Raw genomic sequence first — 23433 nt, forward strand, 5'->3', positions numbered from 1 at the left:
TGCCGGAGCTACAGGTGCATCCGGCCGCTGATCATGGGCAGGTCCAGGTACGTCCGGATGCCGGGCTCGGCGGCGCACACGGCGGGGACGGAGTTCAGCGCGTGCGCGGTCGCCGCGGAGATCTCGTCGGAGGCCCAGTCCCGGTCGGCCGCCAGCGTGAGCGACGGGCGGCCGTCCACGCGGAGCGAGTACCCGGGCCGCCCCCACTCCCCGCACATCCGCGCGGCGTTCGCCTTGTGCACGATCTCCAGGGTGATGACGGGCCGGCCGGCGGCGATGCCGCTGAACGTCCAGCGGGCCGCGGCGACCGTGCCGCGCGGGACCGGCCCGGCGGCGGTGGCGAGGTCGGTGCGGGCGAGCCGGTGGGCGGCGTCCACGTCGATCTCGTCGAGGTCGACGCCGAGGCCCGCGGCGACCAGGTGCAGGCTCTCGGAGTACAGCGTCCGCATCGCGGCGCGCCTCGGCCGCAGGGAGCGCAGGTACGCCTCCTCGTTCTTGCCGAACCCGAGCATGCCGTGGACCATCCGCCAGGACGGGTGCCGGGCGAAGTCGGTGCACTCGCGGGCGTAGACGTGCGTGATCCGCCGGGACAGCCGCGCCAGCATCAGCGGCATCACGTCCGCCATGAAGCCGTGGCTGACGCCGCTGCCGTGCACGGACACGCCGCCCCGCTTGCAGGCCTGCTCCAGCTCGTTCACGAAGTGCGGTCCGTGCGCCCGCGGGTAGACCAGGCCGCTCAGCGAGATCAGGTTCTTGCCGGACGACAGCAGCGCGCAGAGCGTGTCCAGCTCGGCGAACCGGTCGTGCACGGGGCTCGCGGCGAAGATGACGCAGTCGGCGTCCAGGTCGAGGATGTCGTCGAGGTCGCCGGTCGCGGCGACGCCGATCGGGGCGCGCCCGGCCAGGACCCCGGCGTCGGCGCCCACCTTGGCCGGGGTGTGCACCCACGCGCCGGCGAGCTCCATGTCGTCGCGGTCCATCACGCCGCGGATCACGCTGCGGCCGATCGTGCCCGTCGCCCACTGCACGACGCGGTAGCGGCGCGGGGACGGCGTGAACGGCTCGGCGGAACTCATCGAGAGAGGACCTCCGTTGCTCCTGCGGCTCCGATGAGTGGGGAGACTACGCCGCCGCCCCGCCCGAATGCGGCATACGGCGCAACTTCCCCCCATGCCCCATCGTACGCAGGACGGCCCTCGCGTCCAGCCGGGACGCGTGACCCCGGAGGGTCGCGGCCGAGCGCGATTCGGTTTACTGGTACCACTGGGTAACCCCTTGATGATTACCTGGGGGCGTAGTCGGTGCGATGTGAGGAGACACGAGATGTCGGAACTGCGCTACGACGGCCGCGTGGCGGTCGTGACCGGGGCGGGCCACGGCCTCGGCCGGCAGCACGCGCTTGAGCTCGCCGCGCGCGGCGCCAAGGTCGTCGTGAACGACCTCGGCGGCGACCGGTCCGGGGCCGGCGCCTCCGCCGGCCCCGCGCAGGAGGTCGTCGACGAGATCACCAAGAACGGCGGCGAGGCCGTCGCGAACCCCGACAACGTCGCGACCCCCGAGGGCGCGCAGGCGATCGTGCAGACCGCCCTGGACGCGTTCGGCAAGGTCGACATCGTCATCAACAACGCGGGCATCCTGCGCGACAGGTCGTTCAAGAACATGAGCGCGGAGGAGTTCGACGCGGTGATCGCCGTGCACCTGCGCGGCTCGTTCCTGGTGTCCAGCGCCGCGTGGGCGCACCTGCGCGAGCAGGGCTACGGCCGCATCGTGAACACCTCGTCGCCGGCGGGCCTGTTCGGCAACTTCGGCCAGGCCAACTACTCCACGGCGAAGATGGGCCTGGTCGGGTTCACCAAGACCCTCGCGCACGAGGGCGCCAAGTACAACATCAAGGCCAACGCCATCGCGCCGGTCGCCTGGACGCGGATGACCGAGGACCTGCTCCCCGCCGACTTCGCCGCGAAGCTCGGCGTCGAGCAGGTCACCCCGCTCGTCGCCTACCTCGTCCACGAGTCCAACGAGGACTCCGGCGAGGTCTACACCGTCGGCGGCGGCCGGATCGCGAAGATCCTCGTGGCGGAGGGCCCCGGCTACGGCCAGAAGGAGACGCTCTCGGTCGAGGACGTCCGGGACAACTGGACCGCGATCAACGCGGGCGAGCCGCTCACCGTGTACCGCAACGTGGGCGAGCAGATGGGCCCGCTGATCCAGCAGCTCACCTCCTGAGCCGTTGGGCGGGATCAAGCTCGACCGGCGGGACGGGGTGCTCACCATCGCCCTGTCCCGCCCGGAGCGCCTGAACGCCGTCGACGGGGCGCTGACCGAGGAGATGCTCGACGTCCTCAACGAGCTGGCGCGCGACCCGGACACCCAGGTGGTCGTGCTCACCGGCGAGGGGCGCGGCTTCTGCTCGGGCATGGACATCCAGGGCGGCGACCCGGGCGGCGAGACCGCCGAGGGCCGCGCGCAGCGGCTCTACCGGGGCATCGCGCGCGGCGGCGAGGTCACCGCCCGGCTGCGGGAGATCCCGCAGCCGGTGATCGTCGCCCTGCACGGCCCGGTCGCGGGCATGGGCGTCTCCTGGGCGCTGGCCGGCGACCTGCGCGTCGCCGACCCGACCACGAGGTTCGTCGTCCCGTTCGTGAACCTCGGCCTGTCGGCCGGCGACTGCGGCCTGTCGTGGCTGCTGCCCCGGCTGGTCGGCCCGGCGAAGGCCGCGGAGATCGCCTACCGGGCCCAGCGCCTGGACGCGGACCGCGCCGACGCGCTCGGCCTCCTCACCGAGATCGCCCCCGAGGGCGGGGACCTGGCCGCCGCCCACGCCCTCGCCGACGAACTGCTCGCCAAGTCGCCCTACGGCCTGCGGCGCACCAAGGAGCTGCTCAACGCGTCCCTGGACGTCCAAGGCCTCCGGCGGCAGCTCCAGGCGGAAACGGCCGTCCAGACCCTGGCCTTCTTCACCGAAGACCTCGCAGAGGGCATGACCGCCACCCTTGAGAAGCGCACGCCCCGATTCAAGAACCGCTGACGCCGGCGCGAGCCCAGGGCCGGCCCCTGGGCTCGCGGCAGCGGCGAGCGGAGGGCTAGTCGGCCAGCGCCGTGGAGAGCGCCTCGACATAGCGGAGGGCGGTCAGGCGGGCCAGCGCGGGGTGGGCGCCCAGGGGGGCGGAGTGGGCGGATCCCACCATCGCGGCCGCGGCCGGGACGAGGGCCGCCTCCTGCTCCGGGCCGATGAGGTGCGGGGCGACGGCGATCGACGTGGCGCCGGCCATGCGCAGCTGCTCGGCGGCGCCCTTGACGGACGACTCGTCGTTCAGCGAGGCGGTGAAGACGGGGGCCGCGAGGCGCGAGGCGAGCAGGACGCCGGTGACCTCGGCCTGCCGGACGGCGGTCGCGTCGCCGGGCGTGGCGATGATGACGCCGGACGCGGCGGTCACCATCGTCATCAGCCTGATCCGGTCGGCGCGGGCGAGGCCGGCGTCGGCGAGGCGGTCGTGCAGGGCCTCGGCGATCAGCGGGTGCGGGCCGAGCGGCTCGGCGGCGACGGCGCGCACGGGGGAGTTCGCCACGGCGGCGTGCACGGCGGCGTCCAGGGCCCGGTCGGGGCCGGTGGACAGCGGTACCACCACGGCGGCGAGCTCGTCGTCCTGCCGGCGCAGGCCGGCGAGGACGCCGTGCAGGCCGGCCTCGTCGCCCTCCAGGTGCGCGACGCGCGCGGGCTGGCCGGTGTGCTCGATCTCGACCAGCCGGGCGAGCTCGGCGGCGACCTCGGTGCCGGCGCGCCGGGCGGGACCGGGGACGGCCAGGACGAGCGTGGGGGATCCGGGGGGCAGCAGGAAGGATTCGTCGCCGCGGTGCCGGCCGCCGCGGGGTGTGCGGCGCCGTCGCGACGGCAGTGCCTCGGGTGCCTGGCTTTCGGGACTCACGGCGGGCATCGTAACGCCCTCCGGCCCGGGAACCGTCCTCCCGGTCCGGCCGTCGTCGTTGCCTGTATGAATCGCCGCTCTCCTTCCCGTGCCGGCCGCGACGCGAGCGGTGGGTGAAGAAGCAGAGTATGGCGCAATGCTCCCGAGGGACAGGGGGAAATGAAGTAAGTTGTCCGGATTTGCCGCTATCTTCCTCCCTCAGTTCCTCAAGATCGCTTGGCCCGCGGGCATTGCCGCAGGTGGCGCGGAATGGCGGCAATGCGTCCGAAAGCCGCCAAAGGGGTTGCGGGTTCGTTACGGACGGCCTTTATGATCCAGGGACCCTCCGTGCCGGAACGTTCGAGGTCACATGAAATCCCCCCGTACGCGGTCGATCCGCTCGAAGGTCGCCGCCCTGCTGCTGGTGCCGCTGCTGTCGCTCGTGGCGCTGTGGGGATACGCCGCCAACGTCACCGGGCGCGACGCGCTCGCCCAGCGCAAGTACCACACGCTCGACCGGAAGTTCGCGCCGAGCGGGCAGGGCGTCCTGGTCGAGCTGGGCCGGGAGCGCCAGGCGTCGGCCGTGTTCCTCAGCAGCCCGCGCTCCACCGAGGGCGGCACGCCCGCGGCCCTGCTGACCCAGCGCAACCGCCTGGACGAGGCCGTCGAGCACTTCCGCCGCGAGGCCACCTCGGCCGCCGCCCGCGAGGCCACCGACGCCGAGATGGAGAGCCGCGTCACCGACGTCCTGCGGGCGCTCGGCGGCCTCGGCGGGATCCGGGCCGCCGTGGACGCCCGCTCCATCGACCGGCTGACCGCGATCAACGGCTACAGCACGATGGTCGACGACCTGCACCGGCTCTACGACGCGCTCGTCGTCATCGACGACTCCGAGCTCTACAACTGGACCCTGTCGACCCGGCACGCCGGCCGCGCGATGGAACTGCTGCAGCGGGAGAACGCGCTGGTCGCGGCGGCGTTCATCACCAAGGGCCGGATGAGCCGCGCCGAGCACCGGATGTTCACCGAGATGGTCGGCGAGCAGCGCCAGCAGTGGATCAAGCAGCGCTCCCTGCTCGACCCCGTCGTCTACCGGACCGGCACCGCGCAGGTCTTCGCCGCCCCGGCGTACCAGAACTTCAGGGCCATGGAGGACCGGATCGCCGACGCCGATCCGCGCCGTCCGATCCCCGTCCGGGCCGCCGACTGGCAGCGGACGGCGGAGCCGCTCGTCCTGTCGGTCAACAAGATGGTGCTCGGCAACTCCCAGCGCGCCGGCGAGCACGCCGACGACCTCGGCCGGAAGGCCTACATCCGGCTCGGCGTCGTCGGCGGCCTCGGCCTGCTGGCGATCCTCGCCTCGGTGCTGCTGTCGCTGCGCTTCGCGCGCGGGTTCGTCCGGGAGCTGGTCGGGCTGCGCGGGTCCGCGGAGGAGGTCGCGGACAAGCGGCTCCCGGACGTCGTGCGGCGGCTGAGCCGCAACGAGACCGTCGACGTCGCCGCGGAGGCGCCGCCCCTGGAGTCCGGGCGCACCACCGAGGTCGCCCGGCTCGCCGACGCGTTCGCCAAGGTGCAGCGGACCGCGGTCGACGCGGCCGTCGGGCAGGCCGAGCTGCGCGCCGGCGTCAGCCGCATCTTCCTCAACATCGCCCGCCGCAACCAGTCGCTCCTGCACCGCCAGCTGACGATGCTGGACGGCCTGGAGAGCCGCGCCGAGGCCGACGACCTGGAGGACCTCTTCCGGATCGACCACCTCACCACCCGCATGCGGCGGCACGCGGAGAGCCTGATCATCCTGTCCGGCGCCACCCCCGGCCGCGGCTGGCGGGAGCCCGTGCGGATCGCCGACGTCCTGCGCGCCGCCGTCTCGGAGATCGAGGACTACACCCGGGCCACGGTCCTGACCGACACCGAGGACGGCCTGGTCGGCGCCGCCGTCACCGACGTCATCCACCTGCTGGCCGAGCTGATCGAGAACGCCGCGGCGTTCTCCCCGCCCAACACCGAGGTCCGGGTGATGGCCGACCGGGTCGGCACCGGGTTCGCCATCGAGATCGAGGACCGCGGCCTCGGCGTCAAGCCCGAGCTGCTCGCCGAGGCCAACCGCAGGCTCGCCGAGCCGCCGGAGTACGACCTGGTCGACACCGACCAGCTCGGCCTGTTCGTCGTCGCGCGGCTCGCCGCCCGGCACGAGATCTCGGTGACGCTGCAGCGGTCCCCGTACGGGGGCGTGACGGCGATCGTCCTGCTGCCGCACGAGCTGGTGGTGCCGGCCGAGCAGATGGTCGCCGGGACGCTGCCGCCCGCCTCCGGTCCCGGCGAGGACGCCGCCCTACCCGACGACGGGCGGTCCCCGCTCGACACCGTCACCGACGGCCTCGACGAGGAGGACGTGGAGGAGGCGGTGCTGGTGCCCGCGCCCCGCGCCGACGCGGTCGTCCCGCTGCGCGACGCCGCCGCACCAGGCCACCTGGAGGGCGCCGGCGGCCACCTGGAGGCGCCGCCCGCGCTGCCGGAGCTCACCGGGCCCGCGGTGCCATGGGGCGCGCCGGACCGGCCGGCGCAAGCCTCCCCGCCGCGTCCCGCCCCGAACCCCTGGTCGGACGACGCCGTCCCTCCGCCGGACGACGAGCCGGCGGACGCGGACGGGCCCGGCGAGGAGGACGAAGACTGGCAGCCCGCGGGAACCCACGCGGGCCTGCCGCGCCGGGTCAGGCAGGAGAACCTGGCCCCGCAACTGCGCAAGAGCCCCCCGGCACCGCCCAGGATCGGCGGAGTCACGGCCGGGGGTGTCGCACGCTCGCCCGAGGAGGCACGCTCGCTGATGGCATCGATACAGCAGGGATGGCGGCGCGGACGCGCGTCCGATGTGGGGGATGAGGGAACCCGATGATGCACAACACCGTGACCGGTGAGCTGAACTGGCTGCTCAACGACTTCGCAGAGCGGGTCACGACGGTGCGGCAGGCGGTGATCCTGTCACGTGACGGGCTGGCCGTGGCCGCGTCCAACGAGCTGGCGCGCGAGGACGCCGAGCACCTGTCCGCGCTGGCGTCCGGCGTGCAGAGCCTCGCCCGCGGCGCGGGCCGGCACTTCGCGGGCGGCAACGTCCGGCAGACCATCATCGAGATGGACGCGCTGCTGCTGTTCGTGACCGCCGCGGGCGACGGCACCTGCCTCGCCGTGCTGGCGGAGGCGGAGGCCGACGCCGGCCTCGTCGCCTACGAGATGGCGGTCCTGGTCAAGCGGGTCGGTCAGCATCTGCAGGCGAGCCCGCGGTTCGCCGGCGAGCCGGGCGGCCAGGGGTTCGGAGGGCCCGGGTCGCGGGGCTTTTGACCGATGACCCCGCCGGCAGAACGGTGGCTGGACCGGGAGGCCGGTCCGGTCGTGCGACCGTACGCGATGACCCGGGGCCGGACCCGTCCCGAGGGCGCCGGCTTCGAGCTCATCGCGGTGGTGTCGGCCACCGGCGTCCCCGCCGGTGACCGGCTGCGCTACAGCCCCGACCACGCGCGGGTGCTGCGCGGGTGCGCGCGGCCCGTGCCGGTCGTCGACCTGGCCGCCGATCTCGGGCTGCCGATCGGCGTCGTCCGGGTGCTGCTCGGCGACCTGCGGGACGAGGGACTCGTCGCGGTGGTCGCCGAGGCGCAGCCGGCCACCGCGGGCCGCCGCCCCCCGAAGGGCGTGCTGAGGGAGGTGCTCAATGGCCTCCGCGCCCTCTGAGGGAACCGCGGACGCCGGCCGGACGCCCTTCGGCGCCGCGGCCCGCCCGCTCGTCACGACGAAGATCCTCATCGCCGGCGGGTTCGGCGTCGGCAAGACCACCATGGTCGGCTCGATCAGCGAGATCCGGCCGCTGCACACCGAGGAGCCGCTGACCGACCGCGGCGTCGGGGTGGACGACGTCTCCGGCGTCGGCGCGAAGGGCACCACGACGGTCGCCATGGACTTCGGCCGCATCACCCTGTCGGACCAGCTGCTGCTCTACCTGTTCGGCACCCCGGGCCAGGAGCGGTTCTGGTTCATGTGGGACGAGCTGGCGTCCGGCGCGATCGGCGCCGTCGTGCTGGCCGACACCCGCCGGCTGAAGCACTCCTTCCCGGCGATCGACTACTTCGAGCGCCGGGGCCTGCCGTTCGTGGTGGCGGTGAACTGCTTCGGCGGGCGGCGCACGCACCGGGCCGAGGACATCGCCATCGCGCTCGACCTCGACCCGGGCGTTCCGGTGGTGCTCTGCGACGTCCGCCGCCGCGAATCGTCGAAGGAAGTGCTCGTGGCTTTGATGGAGCACGTGCTGACCTGGCCGGACGAGGAATCCGATCCGGGGGAGGTGGCGGACGGTGATCGGATCCTCGATCATCGTGAACCCGCGACGTAGTAGGCTCCCGCACACCCCCGTACTCCACGCATCGGGAGGTTTCCCCCGCATGTTCCGCCCCCCAATGCCGAAGGCGACGCCGGCGCGCGCGCCGGTGAGCAGGGTCCGCCGGCCGTGATGAGACCCCGTTTCTCCTCCATCCGGGCGAGGATCAGCCTGCTGGTCGTCGTGCCGCTGCTGGCGCTCGCGTCGCTGTGGGCGTTCCTCACCGGGATCACCTACGGGGACGCGCACGTGCTCCTGCAGAGCCGCAAGTTCCAGGAGAAGACGGTGCTGCCCGCGCAGCGGCTCATCGACGCCGTGCAGAAGGAGCGGCGGCTGTCGACGGCGGAGCTCGGCGGCGCGCAGACCGTCGACCTCGGGGTGATGCGGACGCAGCGGCAGGCCACCGACAAGGCGGCCGAGGAGGTGCGCGCGGGAGGCCGGGACGAGGGGCTGCGCGACTCGATCCTGCCCGAGACCGTCCGGCGGATCGACGCGCTCGTGCAGCAGATCGGCGCCCTGGAGGGGATCCGCAGCAGCGTGGACGAGCGCGTCGCCGACCGCGCCCACGTGCTGCGGCGCTACAACGCCATCGTCGACGCGGCCTTCGCCGTCTACCTGTCGGCGACGCCCGGCGACGGGCGGATCGTCGCCGACACCCGCACGCTCATCGCGGTCGGCCGCGCCCGCGAGTTCATGAACCGCGAGGACGCCCTGCTGACCGGCGCGCTCGCCTCCGGCCGCATCACCGCCGCCGAGCGCGGCGAGTTCGCGCAGCTCGTCGGGGCGCAGCGGACGCTGTACGCCGACAACGCGCTGAACCTGCCGGAGGAGGCCCGCGCCGGCTACCAGAAGCTGGTCGCCTCGCCGCAGTTCATCCAGCTCCGCCGGCTGGAGGACGAGGTGATCGGCGGCGCCGACCCGCCGGCCAGGGCCGCCGCGCGCCGGACCCGCCCGCCCGCCGGGCAGGGCGGCGCCGCCGGAGCGGGACGCGCCGCGCGCGGCTCCGGCCCCCGCACCCTGGAGCCGGCCGTGTGGCGGTCCGTCGCCGACACCGCCAACGGCCGCCTGTACAAGTTCGAGAACAGGACCCTGGACGAGGTCGTCGGCCGTGCCCAGGGCGTCGCCATCGACACGTTCGGGCGGCTCGCCGTCGCCGGCGGGCTCGGGCTGCTCGCCATCCTGCTGTCGGCCCTGATCGCGGCGCGGGTGTCGCGGCGGCTGCTGCGCGAGTGCCGCACGCTCGCGGCCGGCGTCGTGGACTTCACCAGGAAGCGGCTGCCGATGCTCGCCGAGCAGATCCGCGCCGGCGGTCCCCCCGAACCCGAGCCCGTTCCCGACGTCGAGTACCACATCACCGAGATCCGGCAGATCGCCGACTCGTTCGACCGCGCCCGCGAGGCGGTGCTGGTCGCCGCCGAGGGCGAGGTCGCGGCGCGGCGCGGGATCAGCGAGGTGTTCGTCAACCTCGCGCGCCGCAACCAGGCGCTGCTGCACCGGCAGCTCAGCCTGCTCGACAGCATGGAGCGCCGCACCGAGGACCCCTCGGAGCTGTCGGACCTGTTCCGCCTCGACCACCTCGCGACCCGCATGCGGCGGCACGCCGAGGGCCTGGTGATCCTCGCCGGCAAAAGCGCCGGGCGCGGCTGGCGCCGTCCCGTCCCGCTGGTGGACGTGGTCCGCGGCGCGGTCGCCGAGGTCGAGGACTACCCGCGCGTCCGGGTGCAGCCGCTGCCGCGCATCGCGCTGCTCGGCTCCGCCGTCGCCGACGTCATCCACCTGCTCGCCGAGGTGGTGGAGAACGCCACCACGTTCTCGCCGCCGCAGTCGCCGGTGCGGGTCAGCGGCCACCCGGTGGCCAGCGGGTTCGCGATCGAGGTGGAGGACCGCGGCCTCGGGATGACGGAGGAGGCGCTGCGCGCGGCCAACGAGCGGCTCGCCAACCCGCCCGAGTTCGACCCGTCCGACAGCGCCCAGCTCGGGCTGTTCGTCGTCGCGCGGCTGGCCCAGCGGCACGACATCACCGTCACGCTCCGCCCGTCCCCGTACGGGGGGACGACCGCGATCGCGCTGATCCCCGGGTCGCTCATCGTGGACAGCGCCGAGGCGGAATCCGCCGTGCGCCGCTCCACCGGGCCGATGGAGGTGCTGTCCGACCAGAACGCGGCGCTGTCCGCGCCGGGCCGGGCGGCGGTCGAGGCGGGCCCGGCCGAGTCCGGCGGCGTGGTCCGGCTCGTCGCCGAGGCCGAGCCCCTGCCCCCGGAGGCGGCACCGCCCGCCGCGGAGCCCCCGCCCCCGGCGCCGGAACCCGCGCGGGCAGAGGCGCCGCCCGAGCCCGCGCCGCCGCTGAAGGACGGCGACCTGCCGAAGCGCAGGCGGCAGACCCACCTGGCACCCCAGCTCAAGCAGCGGGTCGACGCCCATCTCGCCGAGCGGGGCCAGGCCCCGCCGGACGAACCGGCCGCCCCGCCGCCCGCTCCCGAGCCGGCGGTGCCGCTCGCCGCGCCCGTCCCGACGGACGTGCCGCCCCCGGAGGGCGGCGGCGCACCGGAAGGGACCGTTCCCACGGGCGAGGCACCGGAGGACCTCGCGGGCCGCTCGCCCGAGACGATGCGATCGATGATGTCCGCCATGCAGCGCGGCTGGCAGCGCGGCAGGCAGGACGCGGCCGGCACGGACCCCGCCGACACCCCACCTCACCAGGAGGACGACACCCCATGACACAGCCCCAGCACTCCGGCGCCGAGCTCCCAGGCGCGGCCGGAGGTGAGCTGAACTGGCTGCTCGACAGCCTCGTGCAGCGCGTCGCCCCGGTCCAGAACGCGGTGGTGCTGTCGAGCGACGGGCTGCGGATGGCCGCGTCGAGCGGGCTCTCCGCCGAGGAGTCCGATCACCTGTCCGCCGTGGCCGCCAGCTTCCAGAGCCTCGCGCGGGGGGCGGGCGAGTCGTTCGGCGGCGGCCCCGTCCGGCAGACGATCGTGGAGATGGAGTCCTCGTTCCTGTTCGTCACCGCCGCCGGCCGGGGCGCCTGCCTCGCCGTCCTCGCCGCCGCCGACGCCGACCTCGGCATCATCGCCTACGAGATGGCGATGCTGGTCTCCCGGGTCGGCCAGCACCTGTCGGCGAACCCGCGCGTCGGCTCCGAGACCGGTGGCCGGTGAGATGAGCGGTGCGGGATGGTACGACGACGCGGCGGGCCCCGTCGTGCGCCCGTACGCCCTCACCGGAGGCCGGACGCACTACGACGGGGTCGAGTTCGACCTCGTCGCGCTGATCGCCGTCGCGGACCCGCCGGAGCCCGCGGACGACGCCCATGCCCTTCCGGCGAACCCATGGGCGCCGGAGCCAGAACATGACATGATCCTGGAGCTTTGCCGCACCCCGTTGTCGGTCGCCGAGATAGCGTCGGATCTGGAACTTCCCCTCGGGGTCGTCCGTGTCCTGCTCGGTGACCTGCTCGACCACTCGCTGATACAGGTCCGGCGACCCGCGCCGGTGGCGCAGTTCCCCAGCGAGCGCGTACTCAAGGAAGTGATCGATGGAATCCGTGCGCTCTGAGCCGGCCGCCCATCAGGGCGACTCGGCGCTGACGGTAAAGATCCTCGTGGCCGGCGGTTTCGGTGTCGGCAAGACCACCCTGGTCAGTGCGGTGAGCGAGATCCGGCCGCTGCGCACCGAGGAGGCGCTGACCGAGAAGAGCATCGGGGTCGACGACACGACCGCCGTCGCGTCCAAGACGACCACGACCGTGGCCATGGACTTCGGGCGGATCACCCTGCCCAACGGCCTGGTGCTGTTCGTGTTCGGCACCCCGGGCCAGGACCGCTTCTGGTTCATGTGGGACGAGTTGGCCAAGGGCGCGCTCGGCGCGGTCGTCCTGGTCGACACCCGGCGCCTCGCCGACTGCTTCGCCTCGGTCGACTACTTCGAACGCCGCGGCGTCCCGTTCATCATCGGCGTGAACCGGTTCGACGGTGCGGGCCGGCACTCCGCCGACCAAGTGCGCGACGCGCTCGACCTGTCCCCCGACATCCCGGTCATCTCCTGCGACGTCCGCGACCGCGAGGACGCCAAGCGCGTCCTCATCACCCTCGTCGAACACATCATGCGCACCATGGCCGCAGGCCGCCAGACGGTCAGCTACTAACCCGAACCCCTCAACCTCTCACGGCCCCGGCCGCCGCGTTCCGCGCGGTGGCCGGGGCCGTTGCTTGTTCGTTACTTTGTCCTCTGGGTGGAGAAAGTCTGGATGATCTAGGGAAAAGGTCTTCTCAAAGCGGCGAAAGCGGGTTACGGTCTCGGCCATGAGACCGGGGTCACACGGCCCCGGGAGCGATCCCGAGAGGACGGCGTGATGCGCATGTCGGCTCGTCCGCAGAACGTGCATCAGGCACGCCTGCTGCGGCTGCTGCGCGACGAGGGCCCGCGCTCGCGCGCCGAGCTGGGCGACGTCGTCCGGCTGTCGCGCTCGAAGCTGGCCGTCGAGCTGGACCGGCTCGTCGAGCTGGGGCTCGTCGAGGGCGCGGGGCTGGCCGCCTCGCGCGGCGGGCGGCGGTCCGGGATCGTCCGGCTGGCGCCGAGCCTGCGGTTCGTCGCCTTCGACATCGGCGCCACCTCGATCGACGTCGCGGTGACCGACGGCGCGCTGGAGGTGCTCGGGCACGTCAGCGAGCAGTGCGACGTCCGGCAGGGCGCGACAGTGGTCCTCGACCGGGCGCTGGACCTGCTCGGCAAGCTCCGGGACGAGGGGCTCATCCCGCAGGTGCACGGGACGGGCATCGGGGTCCCCGGGCCGGTCAGCTTCCGCGACGGCATGCCGGTCGTCCCGCCGATCATGCCGGGCTGGGACCGGTTCCCGGTGCGGGACGCGATCGGGCAGGAGCTCGGGTGCCCGGTGCTGGTCGACAACGACGTGAACCTGATGGCGCTTGGCGAGCTGCACGCCGGGCTCGCCCGGGCGGTGGACGACTTCCTGCTCGTCAAGATCGGCACCGGCATCGGCTGCGGCATCGTGGTGGACGGCGCGATCTACCGCGGCGTGTCCGGCAGCGCCGGGGACATCGGGCACATCCGCGTCGACGACGACGGGCCGATCTGCGCCTGCGGCAACGCCGGCTGCCTGGAGGCCTACTTCGGCGGCGCCGCGCTCGCCCGGGACGCCGAGGCCGCGGCCCGGTCGGGGGAGTCCGCGCAGCTCGCCGCGCTGCTGGAGACCCACGGGGAGCTGACGGCCGAGCACGTCGGCGAGGCGGCCGCCGCGGGCGACCCGGTCGCCGTGCAGATCATCCGGGAGGGCGGCCGGCACGTCGGGCAGGTGCTCGCCGGGCTGGTCAGCTTCTTCAACCCCGGCCTCGTCATCATCGCGGGCGGCGTCGCGGGCCTCGGCCACGCGCTGCTCGCCGAGATCCGCAGCGTCGTCTACCGCCGGTCCGCGCCGCTCGCGACCGGCAACCTGCCGATCGTGCTGTCCGAGCTCGCCGGCGCGGCCGGCGTGGTCGGCGGCGCCCGCCTCATCAGCGACCACGTCTTCTCCGCGTCCTGACCCCCCGAGGAGGCCCGATGGGTACGCCCGAACCGCTGCTGCTGATGCGCGGAATCGTCAAGCAGTTCCCCGGCGTCCGCGCGCTGGACGGCGTCGACCTCGACGTCCGCCCCGGCGAGGTGCACTGCCTGCTCGGCCAGAACGGCGCCGGGAAGTCGACGCTCATCAAGGTGCTCGCCGGTGCGCACCAGCCCGACGCGGGCGAGATCGTCTTCGCCGGGGCGCCGGTGCGGCTCGCCGGGCCGACCGCCGCGATGCGGGCCGGGATCGCGACCATCTACCAGGAGCTCGACCTGGTGGACGGCCTGTCGGTCGCCGATAACATCTTCCTCGGCCACGAGCGCGCGGCCTACGGGTTCACCCGGCGCGCCGAGACCGAGCGGGCGGCGCGCGAGCTGCTCGGGCGGCTCGGGCACGGGGAGATCCCGCCGCGGCGCGAGGTCGGGCGGCTGCCCGCCGCGGGCAAGCAGGTCGTCAGCATGGCCCGGGCCCTGTCGCACGACGCCCGCCTCATCGTGATGGACGAGCCGTCGGCCGCGCTCGCCCACGACGAGGTCGGGAACCTGTTCCGCATCATCCGGGAGCTGACCGCCGCCGGCGTCGCCGTCGTCTACATCTCGCACCGCCTGGAGGAGATCCGCGAGATCGGCGACCGGGTCACGGTGCTGAAGGACGGCAGGTCCGTCGCGGGCGGCCTGCCCGCGCGGACGACGAAGACGGACCAGATCGTGTCGCTGATGACCGGGCGCGACGTGGAGTACGTGTTCCCGGAGCGGCCCGAGCCCGCGGACGACCGGCCGGAGGTGCTCCGCGTCGAGCACCTCACGCTGCCCGGCGCCTTCGAGGACGTGTCGATCACCGTCCGCGCGGGCGAGATCGTCGGCCTCGCCGGGCTCGTCGGCTCCGGGCGCTCGGAGATCCTGGAGACCGTCTACGGCGCCCGGCGGGCCGCCCGCGGGCGGGTGCTCGTCGACGGGCGGCCCGTCCGTCCCGGCGACACCGGCGCGGCGGTCCGGCACGGTATGGGCATGGCGCCGGAGGAGCGCAAGAGCCAGGCGCTGCTGATGAACGAGACCGTCGCCGGGAACGTCAGCGTCGCCGGGCTCACCCGGTACGCCTCGTTCGGCTGGCTCAACCGCCGCCGCGAGGTCGCCGACGTGCGCCGCCAGATCGAGGCGCTCGACATCCGGCCGCCCGATCCGAGACGCCCCGTCGTGACGCTGTCGGGCGGCAACCAGCAGAAGGTCGTGCTGGCCCGGTGGCTGCTCGACCCGTCCGGGCTGCGGCTGCTGATCCTGGACGAGCCGACCCGCGGCGTGGACGTCGGGGCCCGCGCCGAGCTGTACGCGGTGATCCGGCGGCTGGCCGACAGCGGGATCGGGGTGCTGCTGGTGTCCAGCGAGGTGCCCGAGGTGCTCGGCCTCGCCGACCGCGTCCTCGTCGTGCGGGAGGGCCGCGTCGTGCACACCGGCGACGCCCGCGACCTCGACGAGGGCACCGTACTCAACATGATCATGGAGGGGAGCGCTCTATGACCGACACGGGGCTGGACGAGCGCGGCGGAGCGCTCGGCCCGCTGACGAAGATGAGGCCGGGCGGCGGTGGACCGTGGCGGCCGTTCGGGCGCAACGGCGGCGCCGGCGGCCGCGAGATCCACCATCTCGGGCTGGTCGCCGCGCTGGTGCTGCTCGCGGTCGTCGGGCTGGTGACCGAGCCGGACAACTTCGCGACGTCCGGGAACGTGGTCGGCATCCTCGCCCTCGCCGCCACCATCGGCGTGATCACCGTCGGCCAGACGTTCGTCATCATCGGCGGCGGGATCGACCTGTCCGTCGGGTCGGTGATGGCGCTGGCGTCGGTGTGGGCGACCACCGTCGCGACGCAGTCCTACGGGTCCGGGGTGATGGCGCTGTGCGCGATCCTCGTCGGGACGGGCTCGGGCGTCGTGACCGGGCTGCTGATCTCCTACGGGCGGCTGGTGCCGTTCATCGCCACCCTCGCGATGCTCGTCGCGGCGCGCGGGCTGGCGCAGCGGATGTCGGACCGCAAGACCCAGCTCGTCCGGCCGGAGAACGACGCCATCGAGGCGCTGTCCACCACCAGGCTGCTCGGGCTGCCGCTGGTCGTGTACATCTTCGCGGCGGTCGCGATCGCCGGGTGGCTGCTGCTCAACCGCACCACGTTCGGCCGCCGGACGTTCGCCGTCGGCGGCAACCCGGAGGCGGCGCGGCTCGCCGGCATCAACGTCCGCCGGCACACCCTGCTGCTGTACGCGCTGTCCGGGTTCTGCTGCGGCATCGCCGCGATCATCATCATGGCGCGGACCACCACCGGCTCCAGCACCCACGGCGACCTGTACGAGCTGGACGCGATCGCCGCCGTGATCATCGGCGGGACGCTGCTCACCGGCGGGCGCGGCACCGTCGTCGGGTCGATCCTCGGCGTGCTGGTGTTCACCGTCATCACCAACCTGTTCATCCTGAACGGCCTGCAGACCAGCGACCAGCTGATCGCCAAGGGCGTGATCATCGTGATCGCCGTGCTGCTGCAGCGCCGCGGGCTCCGCTCGCCCACCTGACCCCGCCCACCCCACGTCCGGTGCCGCGCGTGTCGGGGACCGCGCGGCGCGGGACGCCCCATCCCACCAATCAGGAGCACGTCATGCGTGATCATCAGCAGGGCCCCCGTCCCACCCGCAGAGGCGTCCTGTTCGGCGGCGCGGTCGTCGCGGCCGGCAGCCTCGCCGCGGCCTGCACGAGCAACAGCGAGGACGACCCGAGCCCCGCGGCCCAGGCCGGGTCGCTCGGCGGTGACAACGACAAGCAGGGCAAGCAGGTCACCATCGGGTTCTCCGCGCCCGCCGCGGACCACGGCTGGATCGCGGCGATCGCCAAGAACGCCGAGGGCCAGGCGAAGAAGTACAAGGACGTGACGTTCAAGCCGGTCGAGCCGACCAACGACATCAACCAGCAGATCTCCGCGGTCGAGTCGCTGATCCGGGCGAAGGTCAACGTGCTGGTCATCCTGCCGAACGACGGCGAGCAGCTGAACCAGGTCGCCCGCAAGGCGATGGACGCCGGCATCCCGGTCGTCAACCTCGACCGCGTCTTCCCCGACAAGCTGTCGTACCGGTCGTGGATCGGCGGCGACAACTACGGCATGGGCGTCTCCGCCGGCCACTACATCGGCAAGAAGCTGAAGGACAAGGGCGTCTCGAACCCGGTGATCGTGGAGATCCAGGGCATCGCGACGCTGCCGCTGACGCAGGACCGCAGCAAGGGCTTCGCGGACGCGCTGAAGTCCTACGGCTTCACCGTCACCGCGAAGCAGGACGCGAAGTTCACCGTCGAGTCCGGCAACCAGGTCGCCTCCAACCTGCTGCAGGCGCACAAGAAGATCGACGCGATGTGGAACCACGACGACGACCAGGGCGTCGGCGTGCTCGCCGCGATCAAGCAGTCCGGCCGCAAGGAGTTCTTCATGGTCGGCGGCGCCGGGTCGGCCAACGCGATGCGCGAGATCAAGGCGGGCGGCGGGGTGCTGGAGGCGACCGTCACCTACCCGCCGACGATGGCCGCGTCCGCGATCAAGCTGGGCCGGCTCATCGCGCAGGGCAAGGGCATGGCCGACCTGGTCGAGCTGCAGGTGCCCCAGTCGGTCACGCTGGCGTCGGAGACGGTCACCAAGGACAACGTCGACCAGTACATGCCGCTCGGCTTCGAATCCTAGAGGCACGGGGGCGTCGGTGCGCCCGCCTCCCCTTCCCCTCCGGGGCGGGCGCACCGGCCAGGAACAGAGAGGTGAGCGAATATGACGACCGTCGGAGTCGGGATGGTCGGGCACGCGTTCATGGGGCGCGCCCACTCCCAGGCGTGGCGCAGCGTCGGGCCGTTCTTCGGGCCGCCGCTGACCCCGGTCATGGCCGTCCTGGCCGGACGTTCCGCGGAGCGCGCCGGCGCCGCCGCGGCGGCGCTCGGCTGGGCGACGGTGGAGACCGACTGGAAGGAGCTCCTCCGCCGCGACGACGTCCAGCTCGTCGACATCTGCACGCCGGGCGACAGCCACGCCGAGATCGCGGTCGCCGCGCTCGACGCGGGCAAGCACGTGCTGTGCGAGAAGCCCCTCGCCAACTCCGTCGCGGAGGCGGAGGCGATGGCCGCCGCCGCGGAGCGCGCCCGCGCGCGCGGCGTCCGGTCGATGGTCGGGTTCAACTACCGGCGCGTCCCGGCCGTCACGCTCGCCCGCAAGCTCGTGGACGAGGGCCGCATCGGGACCGTCCGGCACATCCGGGCCCAGTACCTCCAGGACTGGCTCTCCGACCCGGAGGCGCCCTTCACCTGGCGGATGGACCGCGACAAGGCCGGGTCGGGCGCGCTCGGCGACATCGGCGCGCACATCATCGACACCGCGCAGTTCATCACCGGGCAGTCGCTCGCCGGGGTGTCGGCGCTGCTGGACACCTTCGTCCCGGAGCGCCCGGTGCCGGGCGGCGGCACGGCGCGGGTCACCGTGGACGACGCGGCCCTGTTCATCGGGCGGACGGACGCCGGCGCGCTCGCCACGTTCGAGGCCACCCGGTTCGCGACCGGGCGCAAGAACTCGCTGCGGATCGAGGTCAGCGGCTCGTCCGGCGCCCTGGCGTTCGACCTGGAATCGCTGAACGAGCTGTGGTTCCACGACGCGGCCGAGGACCCGCGCACCGCGGGCTTCCGGCGGATCGTCGTCACCGAGCCCGTCCACCCCTACGCCGGGCACTGGTGGCCGCCCGGCCACATCCTGGGGTACGAGCACACGTTCACCCACCAGCTGGCCGACCTGCTCACCGCCATCGCGGACGGCGCCGACCCGCGCCCGTCGTTCGCCGACGGCCTGCAGGTGCAGCGGGTCCTCGCCGCGGTCGCCGACAGCGCGGCGTCCGGCCGCTGGGTCGATGTCGAAGGGAGCGAGTGAGATGGCACGACCGATCACCCTGTTCACCGGCCAGTGGGCGGACCTGCCGTTCGAGGAGGTCTGCCGGCTGGCGTCCGGCTGGGGCTACGAGGGCCTGGAGATCGCCTGCTGGGGCGACCACTTCGAGGTCGACAAGGCCGTCGCCGACGACGGCTACGTCCCGCGCAGGCTGGAGACGCTCGCCAAGCACGACCTCAAGGTGTTCGCGATCTCCAACCACCTCGTGGGGCAGGCCGTCTGCGACAACCCCGACGAGCGGCACCGGGCGATCCTGCCGGACCGGATCTGGGGCGACGGCGAGGCCGAGGGCGTCCGGCGGCGCGCCGCCGAGGAGATCAAGGACACCGCGCGGGCCGCGGCGAAGCTCGGCGTCGGCACCGTGGTCGGCTTCACCGGGTCGTCGATCTGGCACACGGTCGCGATGTTCCCGCCCACCCCCGACGCGATGGTGGAGCGCGGCTACGCCGACTTCGCCGAGCGCTGGAACCCGATCCTGGACGTGTTCGACGAGGTCGGCGTCCGGTTCGCGCACGAGGTGCACCCGAGCGAGATCGCCTACGACTACTGGACGACCGTCCGGACGCTGGACGCGATCGGGCACCGGCCCGCGTTCGGGCTGAACTTCGACCCGTCGCACTTCGTCTGGCAGGAGCTCGACCCGGTCGGCTTCCTCTTCGACTTCCGCGACCGGATCTACCACGTCGACTGCAAGGACACGAAGGTCCGCACGGGCGACGGCCGCCGCGGGCGGCTGTCGTCCCACCTGCCGTGGGCCGACCTGCGGCGCGGCTGGGACTTCATCTCCACCGGCCGCGGCGACGTCCCGTGGGAGGACGTCTTCCGCGCCCTCAACGCGATCGGCTACGACGGCCCGATCTCGGTCGAGTGGGAGGACGCCGGCATGGACCGCCTCCAGGGCGCCCCCGAGGCGCTGGAGTTCGTCCGCGGCCTCAACGCGATGGAGCCGCCGACCGCGTCGTTCGACTCCGCCTTCTCGTCCGACTGAGCCCGCGGCGCGCCGCCCCCCGTGAGGCCACGCACGCGGGCGGCGCGCCGCTCCCCTCGTGACGCTCATTCACGACGCGGGGCGGGCGCCCAGCCTGGCGGGGGCGTGGTCCTCGACGAACCGCTCCAGCTCGGCCGCCGGGACGCCCATGGGCGGGACGACGATGAGGCGGTCCACCCCCAGCTCGCCGTAGACCCGGACGAACTCGGCGTCCGGGAGCTTCGGCGGGCTCACCGAGATGTGCAGCGGTTCCCGGCCGGCCTCCTCGCGGAGGGCGCGCACCCGGGGGATCAGGTCGGCGGCGGCGCGGCGCCCGACCATCCATCCGTACCAGCCGTCCGCGTGGCGGGCGGCCCGGCGGAGCGCCGCGGGGCCGTGGCCTCCGGTCACGACGGGGATCGGGCGCTGGAGGGGACGCGGATACGCGTCCACGCCCTCGAACCGCACATGGCGGCCCTGGAAGGCGGGCCTGTCGTCGTACCAGAGCGACCGCATGGCGGCGAGGTACTCGTCCGCGCGGGCGCCGCGTCCTTCGGGGGAGACGCCGACGGCACGCATCTCCGGCTCCAGGTACCCCGCGGCGGCACCGAAGATCAGCCGTCCCTCGCTGAGCACGTCGACGCTGGCCAGCTGCTTCGCGAGGACCAGCGGGTTCCGCTGCGGCAGGACGACGACGCCGGTGCCGAGCGCGATCCGCTCGGTGCGCGCGGCGAGGTGCGCGAGGGCGACCAGCGGGTCGGTGAACGGCGCGTCCGGCTCCGCGGGGGACGGGTCCAGCCGCGGCCTCGGCAGGACGACGTGGTCGCCCACCCAGACGGAGTCGTAGCCGAGGTCCTCGGCGAGCCCGGCGACGCGGGCGGCGGTGCGCGGCTCGGCGCACGCGTACATGTTGAGAGCGAAGAGCCCGATGGTCGGTGGCATCCATCAATAGTCGAACTTTTCTACGATCGAGTCAACCGATGATCGATCCGATATACCATGTCGCCATGGTGGAAGGTCCCCCGCGGGGCGGGCTGCCGGAAGGGCTCGCGTCCCTGGCCGGCTTCCAGCTGTCCAAGTGCGGATGGTGGATGGAGCAGCGGGTCGAAGAGGAACTGAGGCCGCTCGGCATCCGGGTGCGGCATTTCCTGGTGCTGGCGATGCTCGACTCGTCCGGCACGCTCAGCCAGCAGGACATGGCCGGGTACCTGCTGCTCGACCCCACGCTGATGGTCGGGCTCGTGGACGACCTGGAGGAGCGCGGCCTGTGCGAGCGCGCCCGCGACCCGCGCGACCGGCGGCGCTACTCCGTCGCGATCACCGAGGACGGGCGCGCCCTGCACCGCCGCGCCCGGGCCGCCGCCGACCGCGTGGGCGACGAGGTGTTCGGGCCGCTGGACGAGGAGGAGCTGCGCGTCCTCGTCCGCGCGATAGGCCGGGTCATGGAGCCGTTCTGGGCCGAGCAGGCGGTGCGCCCGCGCCGCAAGAGCGCGGGCTGACGCGCGTCAGGGCAGGGCGCGGAAGTCGGTGAAGTCGAAGCCGGGGGAGACGACGCAGCTCACCAGGACCTCTTCGTCCCCGGCCGGGCGCGCGGCCTGCCAGGCGTTCGCGGGCACGACGGCCTGCGGGACCTGCCCGCCCGCCACGTCCGGCCCCAGCGTGATCCGCTCGGGCGTCTCGGACGGCCGTTCCCCCTCGCCGCCGAGCAGCAGCGTCAGCGGGCCGCCGGCGTGCCACAGCCACACCTCGGCGGACCGGACGGCGTGCCACATCGACTCCTCTCCCGGCGGCAAAAGGAAGTAGATGGCGGTCGCGCTCGCCCGCTCGCCCGGGTAGCCGTCCGGCGTGAACGCCGCGTCCGACCGCCAGGTCTCCCGGAACCAGCCGCCCTCGGGGTGCGGCAGCAGGTCCAGCGCCTCGGCGGTCGCGGGTCGCTCCAGCACCGCGACGTGCCTCCCGTCCGGGCCGCGCCGCACGTACCGGACGCGGGACGCGGTGGTCCGGTCGATGATCCCGCGCGGCGGCAGGGCGCCGGGCGCCGGGTCGAGGGTGACGGCGACGACCTGGCCGTCCTCGAACACGTCGTCGGCCACGGCGAGCACTCCGGGCTCGTCGTCCGGCGCCCAGACCGCACCCGCCTCGGACAGGACGAACCTCGGGCCGGCCTGGGCCCGCCAGGCGTCGAGTGTGGTGATCAGCAGCACGGGTCGAGCCTAGGGGGTCGGGGCTATTCCATCTCGGAGAGGCGGGCCGGGTCGAACGCGATGGGGAAGGGGCGGTCGAGGGTGACGGTCTCGCCGGAGCGAGCCTTGCCCGTCAGCTCGTAGCGGCCGTCCCGCAGCTCCATCAGGGTGAGGGTGGGCCGGGGCTCCAGGTCGACCAGCCAGTAGTGCGGGATGCCCGTCGTGGCGTACTCGTCGACCTTGCGGACCCGGTCGATCTGCTCGTTGACCGTGCGCGGCGTGACGACCTCGGCGACCAGGATGAGGTCGGGGCCGTAGTAGGTGCGGGTCTGGCGTTCGAGGGCGGCCCGCGCGACGTCCCGCGCGACCGCGAAGACGTCCGGCTTGCGGACGCCGGCCGGGGTCGTGACGTCCTGCGGCGCGCCCGCGATGTGCACGTCGGCGTCGGCCTGACGGGCCGCGTCCTTGAGGATCGCCTTGAGCCGCTCGGCCGCGTGGTCGTGCCAGAGGTCGCCCGGCAGCTCGTGCAGCCAGCCGTCGGCGAGCTCGTAGCGGCGACCCTCCTCGGGGAGCGCGTCCAGGTCGTACAGCGTGTACGGGCCGTGCGCGCGGCCGAGCGTCCCGCCCATGGATCGTCCCCCCTCACCTCGATCAACGGGCTGTTCCGAATCTAGCGGACGGCCGTCCGGAAAGGCCGCAGCCGTGATCGCGCGTCGGGATGCGGCCGAATGTCTCGAAAGCCGAGCGACGACAAGTTAAGATACATCGCGTATTGACCCTCCTCCCACGGGAGGGTGCAGGCTGCGGAGGCGGACCCGCTAAGGAGAGATGCGATGAGCGTCGAGCAGCACCCCCAGCCCCCCGTCGCACTGCGCGCCTCGGACCGCGACCGGGACGACATGCTCGTCCGGCTGCACACCGCCTTCGCCGAGGGACGCCTCAGCGAGGCCGAACTCGACGAGCGCATCGACACCGTCCTGGCCGCCCGCACCCATGACGAGCTGGGGACGGTGGCCGCCGACCTGCCGTCCGGCCGGGTCGCCCCGCCGGGCGCCGGGCACGGGCCGGCGGGCCGGTTCCAGGTCGCCTACAAGGGCTCGGTCACGCGCGCCGGATGCTGGCGGCTCCCGGCACAGTTCACGACCGTCGTCTACAAGGGGACGGGAACGCTGGACCTCCGCACCGCCGACTTCGAGGCCGAGCTCACCGTCCTGCGCGTGCTCGCCTACAAGTCGGACGTGGAGATCATCGTGCCGCCGGGCGTTCGGGTGGAGACCGGCGGCCTCGGGGTGTCCTCGGAGGTCCACGGCGATCCGCGGCCCGGTGCGCCGGTCGTCCACGTCCGCGGCTACGCCTACAAGGGAACGATCGAAGCGAAAGATCGGATACGTCGCCCGTGAAGTGATAGAACGCTCCCGCGGCCCCATCGGCCGCCGTTCACGCGGATGTCCGTACAAGGACTCCCGTGGCGCGATTTGATGGTGGTCCGACAGGACCGTGAAGGAGCG

At 73.4% G+C, this 23433-nt stretch carries 23 protein-coding genes; 18 read left to right on the top strand and 5 right to left on the bottom strand.

The window, feature by feature from the left end; translation table 11 throughout:
• Positions 1–8 precede the first annotated feature (8 nt).
• Positions 9–1076 (bottom strand): hypothetical protein, encoded by a 1068-nt coding sequence (locus tag K8Z49_RS41415; protein WP_021598469.1) that lies wholly within the window; start codon positions 1074–1076, stop codon positions 9–11.
• A gap of 247 nt (positions 1077–1323) precedes the next feature.
• On the opposite strand from K8Z49_RS41415, the gene K8Z49_RS41420 reads away from it, so the two are divergent.
• Together K8Z49_RS41420 and K8Z49_RS41425 are read left to right on the top strand one after the other, a co-directional pair.
• Positions 1324–2226, top strand: a complete 903-nt coding sequence (locus K8Z49_RS41420) for an SDR family oxidoreductase (RefSeq protein ID WP_021598468.1) — start codon at positions 1324–1326, stop codon at positions 2224–2226.
• Positions 2227–2230: 4 nt separating this feature from the next.
• Positions 2231–3028 carry an enoyl-CoA hydratase/isomerase family protein gene (locus K8Z49_RS41425; protein WP_021598467.1) on the top strand — a complete coding sequence of 266 codons (798 nt, stop codon included), beginning with the start codon at positions 2231–2233 and terminating at the stop codon, positions 3026–3028.
• A 55-nt stretch (positions 3029–3083) separates the two neighbouring features.
• On the opposite strand, the gene K8Z49_RS41430 is transcribed toward K8Z49_RS41425, so the two are convergent.
• Entirely contained in the window at positions 3084–3926 is an 843-nt protein-coding gene (locus K8Z49_RS41430; RefSeq protein WP_024935427.1) for a sirohydrochlorin chelatase, read from the bottom strand.
• Between the two features lie 349 nt (positions 3927–4275).
• Here K8Z49_RS41430 and K8Z49_RS41435 point away from each other — a divergent pair, with 349 nt between their 5' ends.
• The 14 genes from K8Z49_RS41435 to K8Z49_RS41500 all read left to right on the top strand — a co-directional run bounded on the left by K8Z49_RS41435 (position 4276) and on the right by K8Z49_RS41500 (position 19763).
• Positions 4276–6798 (top strand): nitrate- and nitrite sensing domain-containing protein, encoded by a 2523-nt coding sequence (locus K8Z49_RS41435; RefSeq protein WP_412516745.1) that lies wholly within the window; start codon positions 4276–4278, stop codon positions 6796–6798.
• Positions 6798–7241, top strand: coding sequence for a roadblock/LC7 domain-containing protein (locus K8Z49_RS41440; RefSeq protein WP_081842652.1), 444 nt, complete (start codon positions 6798–6800; stop codon positions 7239–7241). Before K8Z49_RS41435 ends, K8Z49_RS41440 begins: the two co-directional genes overlap by 1 nt.
• Positions 7242–7244: 3 nt before the next feature.
• The gene (locus tag K8Z49_RS41445; protein WP_021600263.1) at positions 7245–7628 is read left to right on the top strand and encodes a DUF742 domain-containing protein; all 384 of its coding nucleotides are present in this window, start codon (positions 7245–7247) and stop codon (positions 7626–7628) included.
• Positions 7609–8283, top strand: a complete 675-nt coding sequence (locus K8Z49_RS41450) for a GTP-binding protein (RefSeq protein ID WP_021600262.1) — start codon at positions 7609–7611, stop codon at positions 8281–8283. Before K8Z49_RS41445 ends, K8Z49_RS41450 begins: the two co-directional genes overlap by 20 nt.
• 117 nt (positions 8284–8400) lie before the next feature.
• Positions 8401–10986, top strand: a complete 2586-nt coding sequence (locus K8Z49_RS41455) for a nitrate- and nitrite sensing domain-containing protein (RefSeq protein ID WP_412521268.1) — start codon at positions 8401–8403, stop codon at positions 10984–10986.
• Positions 10983–11426: a roadblock/LC7 domain-containing protein gene (locus K8Z49_RS41460; protein ID WP_021597609.1), complete on the top strand. Its 444-nt coding sequence runs from the start codon at positions 10983–10985 to the stop codon at positions 11424–11426. The genes K8Z49_RS41455 and K8Z49_RS41460 overlap by 4 nt, the downstream gene beginning before the upstream one ends.
• A gap of 1 nt (position 11427) precedes the next feature.
• Positions 11428–11823 carry a DUF742 domain-containing protein gene (locus K8Z49_RS41465; protein ID WP_033333650.1) on the top strand — a complete coding sequence of 132 codons (396 nt, stop codon included), beginning with the start codon at positions 11428–11430 and terminating at the stop codon, positions 11821–11823.
• The gene (locus K8Z49_RS41470; RefSeq protein ID WP_024936315.1) at positions 11804–12412 is read left to right on the top strand and encodes a GTP-binding protein; all 609 of its coding nucleotides are present in this window, start codon (positions 11804–11806) and stop codon (positions 12410–12412) included. Before K8Z49_RS41465 ends, K8Z49_RS41470 begins: the two co-directional genes overlap by 20 nt.
• 207 nt (positions 12413–12619) lie before the next feature.
• Complete coding sequence (locus tag K8Z49_RS41475; protein WP_021597612.1) at positions 12620–13807, top strand: ROK family transcriptional regulator; 1188 nt, start codon at positions 12620–12622, stop codon at positions 13805–13807.
• 17 nt (positions 13808–13824) lie between these two features.
• Positions 13825–15342: a sugar ABC transporter ATP-binding protein gene (locus K8Z49_RS41480; protein WP_021597613.1), complete on the top strand. Its 1518-nt coding sequence runs from the start codon at positions 13825–13827 to the stop codon at positions 15340–15342.
• Positions 15339–16385: an ABC transporter permease gene (locus K8Z49_RS41485; protein ID WP_244938690.1), complete on the top strand. Its 1047-nt coding sequence runs from the start codon at positions 15339–15341 to the stop codon at positions 16383–16385. Before K8Z49_RS41480 ends, K8Z49_RS41485 begins: the two co-directional genes overlap by 4 nt.
• An 83-nt stretch (positions 16386–16468) precedes the next feature.
• Positions 16469–17536 carry an ABC transporter substrate-binding protein gene (locus K8Z49_RS41490; RefSeq protein WP_021597615.1) on the top strand — a complete coding sequence of 356 codons (1068 nt, stop codon included), beginning with the start codon at positions 16469–16471 and terminating at the stop codon, positions 17534–17536.
• A gap of 81 nt (positions 17537–17617) precedes the next feature.
• Positions 17618–18757: a Gfo/Idh/MocA family protein gene (locus K8Z49_RS41495; protein ID WP_021597616.1), complete on the top strand. Its 1140-nt coding sequence runs from the start codon at positions 17618–17620 to the stop codon at positions 18755–18757.
• A 1-nt stretch (position 18758) separates the two neighbouring features.
• Positions 18759–19763 (top strand): sugar phosphate isomerase/epimerase family protein, encoded by a 1005-nt coding sequence (locus K8Z49_RS41500; protein ID WP_111831849.1) that lies wholly within the window; start codon positions 18759–18761, stop codon positions 19761–19763.
• Positions 19764–19832: 69 nt separating this feature from the next.
• On the opposite strand, the gene K8Z49_RS41505 is transcribed toward K8Z49_RS41500, so the two are convergent.
• Positions 19833–20684 (bottom strand): TIGR03619 family F420-dependent LLM class oxidoreductase, encoded by an 852-nt coding sequence (locus K8Z49_RS41505; RefSeq protein ID WP_412516746.1) that lies wholly within the window; start codon positions 20682–20684, stop codon positions 19833–19835.
• 65 nt (positions 20685–20749) lie between these two features.
• On the opposite strand from K8Z49_RS41505, the gene K8Z49_RS41510 reads away from it, so the two are divergent.
• Positions 20750–21241 carry a MarR family winged helix-turn-helix transcriptional regulator gene (locus tag K8Z49_RS41510; protein ID WP_412516747.1) on the top strand — a complete coding sequence of 164 codons (492 nt, stop codon included), beginning with the start codon at positions 20750–20752 and terminating at the stop codon, positions 21239–21241.
• A 6-nt stretch (positions 21242–21247) separates the two neighbouring features.
• Here K8Z49_RS41510 and K8Z49_RS41515 read toward each other — a convergent pair whose 3' ends face one another.
• The gene (locus K8Z49_RS41515; RefSeq protein WP_021597620.1) at positions 21248–21946 is read right to left on the bottom strand and encodes a cupin domain-containing protein; all 699 of its coding nucleotides are present in this window, start codon (positions 21944–21946) and stop codon (positions 21248–21250) included.
• A 23-nt stretch (positions 21947–21969) separates the two neighbouring features.
• Positions 21970–22554, bottom strand: a complete 585-nt coding sequence (locus tag K8Z49_RS41520; RefSeq protein ID WP_021597621.1) for a Uma2 family endonuclease — start codon at positions 22552–22554, stop codon at positions 21970–21972.
• A 204-nt stretch (positions 22555–22758) separates the two neighbouring features.
• On the opposite strand from K8Z49_RS41520, the gene K8Z49_RS41525 reads away from it, so the two are divergent.
• A complete protein-coding gene (locus K8Z49_RS41525; protein WP_021597622.1) occupies positions 22759–23325 on the top strand; it encodes a DUF1707 SHOCT-like domain-containing protein in 567 nt (188 codons plus the stop codon).
• The last annotated feature ends 108 nt before the right edge of the window (positions 23326–23433 follow it).

The sequence above is a fragment of the Actinomadura madurae genome (assembly GCF_047130825.1).
In the GTDB taxonomy this organism is placed as follows: Bacteria; Actinomycetota; Actinomycetes; order Streptosporangiales; family Streptosporangiaceae; genus Spirillospora; species Spirillospora madurae.

Excerpts from the sequence above, each read along its gene's own strand:
- K8Z49_RS41500 (WP_111831849.1), top strand. The coding sequence starts at position 18,759 with ATGGCACGACCGATCACCCTGTTCACCGGCCAGTGGGCGGACCTGCCG.
- K8Z49_RS41415 (WP_021598469.1), bottom strand. The coding sequence starts at position 1,076 with ATGAGTTCCGCCGAGCCGTTCACGCCGTCCCCGCGCCGCTACCGCGTC.
- K8Z49_RS41420 (WP_021598468.1), top strand. The coding sequence starts at position 1,324 with ATGTCGGAACTGCGCTACGACGGCCGCGTGGCGGTCGTGACCGGGGCG.
- K8Z49_RS41475 (WP_021597612.1), top strand. The coding sequence starts at position 12,620 with ATGCGCATGTCGGCTCGTCCGCAGAACGTGCATCAGGCACGCCTGCTG.
- K8Z49_RS41525 (WP_021597622.1), top strand. The coding sequence starts at position 22,759 with ATGAGCGTCGAGCAGCACCCCCAGCCCCCCGTCGCACTGCGCGCCTCG.
- K8Z49_RS41455 (WP_412521268.1), top strand. The coding sequence starts at position 8,401 with ATGAGACCCCGTTTCTCCTCCATCCGGGCGAGGATCAGCCTGCTGGTC.
- K8Z49_RS41495 (WP_021597616.1), top strand. The coding sequence starts at position 17,618 with ATGACGACCGTCGGAGTCGGGATGGTCGGGCACGCGTTCATGGGGCGC.
- K8Z49_RS41520 (WP_021597621.1), bottom strand. The coding sequence starts at position 22,554 with ATGGGCGGGACGCTCGGCCGCGCGCACGGCCCGTACACGCTGTACGAC.
- K8Z49_RS41445 (WP_021600263.1), top strand. The coding sequence starts at position 7,245 with ATGACCCCGCCGGCAGAACGGTGGCTGGACCGGGAGGCCGGTCCGGTC.
- K8Z49_RS41505 (WP_412516746.1), bottom strand. The coding sequence starts at position 20,684 with ATGCCACCGACCATCGGGCTCTTCGCTCTCAACATGTACGCGTGCGCC.
- K8Z49_RS41510 (WP_412516747.1), top strand. The coding sequence starts at position 20,750 with ATGGTGGAAGGTCCCCCGCGGGGCGGGCTGCCGGAAGGGCTCGCGTCC.
- K8Z49_RS41460 (WP_021597609.1), top strand. The coding sequence starts at position 10,983 with ATGACACAGCCCCAGCACTCCGGCGCCGAGCTCCCAGGCGCGGCCGGA.
- K8Z49_RS41480 (WP_021597613.1), top strand. The coding sequence starts at position 13,825 with ATGGGTACGCCCGAACCGCTGCTGCTGATGCGCGGAATCGTCAAGCAG.
- K8Z49_RS41465 (WP_033333650.1), top strand. The coding sequence starts at position 11,428 with ATGAGCGGTGCGGGATGGTACGACGACGCGGCGGGCCCCGTCGTGCGC.
- K8Z49_RS41435 (WP_412516745.1), top strand. The coding sequence starts at position 4,276 with ATGAAATCCCCCCGTACGCGGTCGATCCGCTCGAAGGTCGCCGCCCTG.
- K8Z49_RS41470 (WP_024936315.1), top strand. The coding sequence starts at position 11,804 with ATGGAATCCGTGCGCTCTGAGCCGGCCGCCCATCAGGGCGACTCGGCG.
- K8Z49_RS41440 (WP_081842652.1), top strand. The coding sequence starts at position 6,798 with ATGCACAACACCGTGACCGGTGAGCTGAACTGGCTGCTCAACGACTTC.
- K8Z49_RS41490 (WP_021597615.1), top strand. The coding sequence starts at position 16,469 with ATGCGTGATCATCAGCAGGGCCCCCGTCCCACCCGCAGAGGCGTCCTG.
- K8Z49_RS41485 (WP_244938690.1), top strand. The coding sequence starts at position 15,339 with ATGACCGACACGGGGCTGGACGAGCGCGGCGGAGCGCTCGGCCCGCTG.
- K8Z49_RS41450 (WP_021600262.1), top strand. The coding sequence starts at position 7,609 with ATGGCCTCCGCGCCCTCTGAGGGAACCGCGGACGCCGGCCGGACGCCC.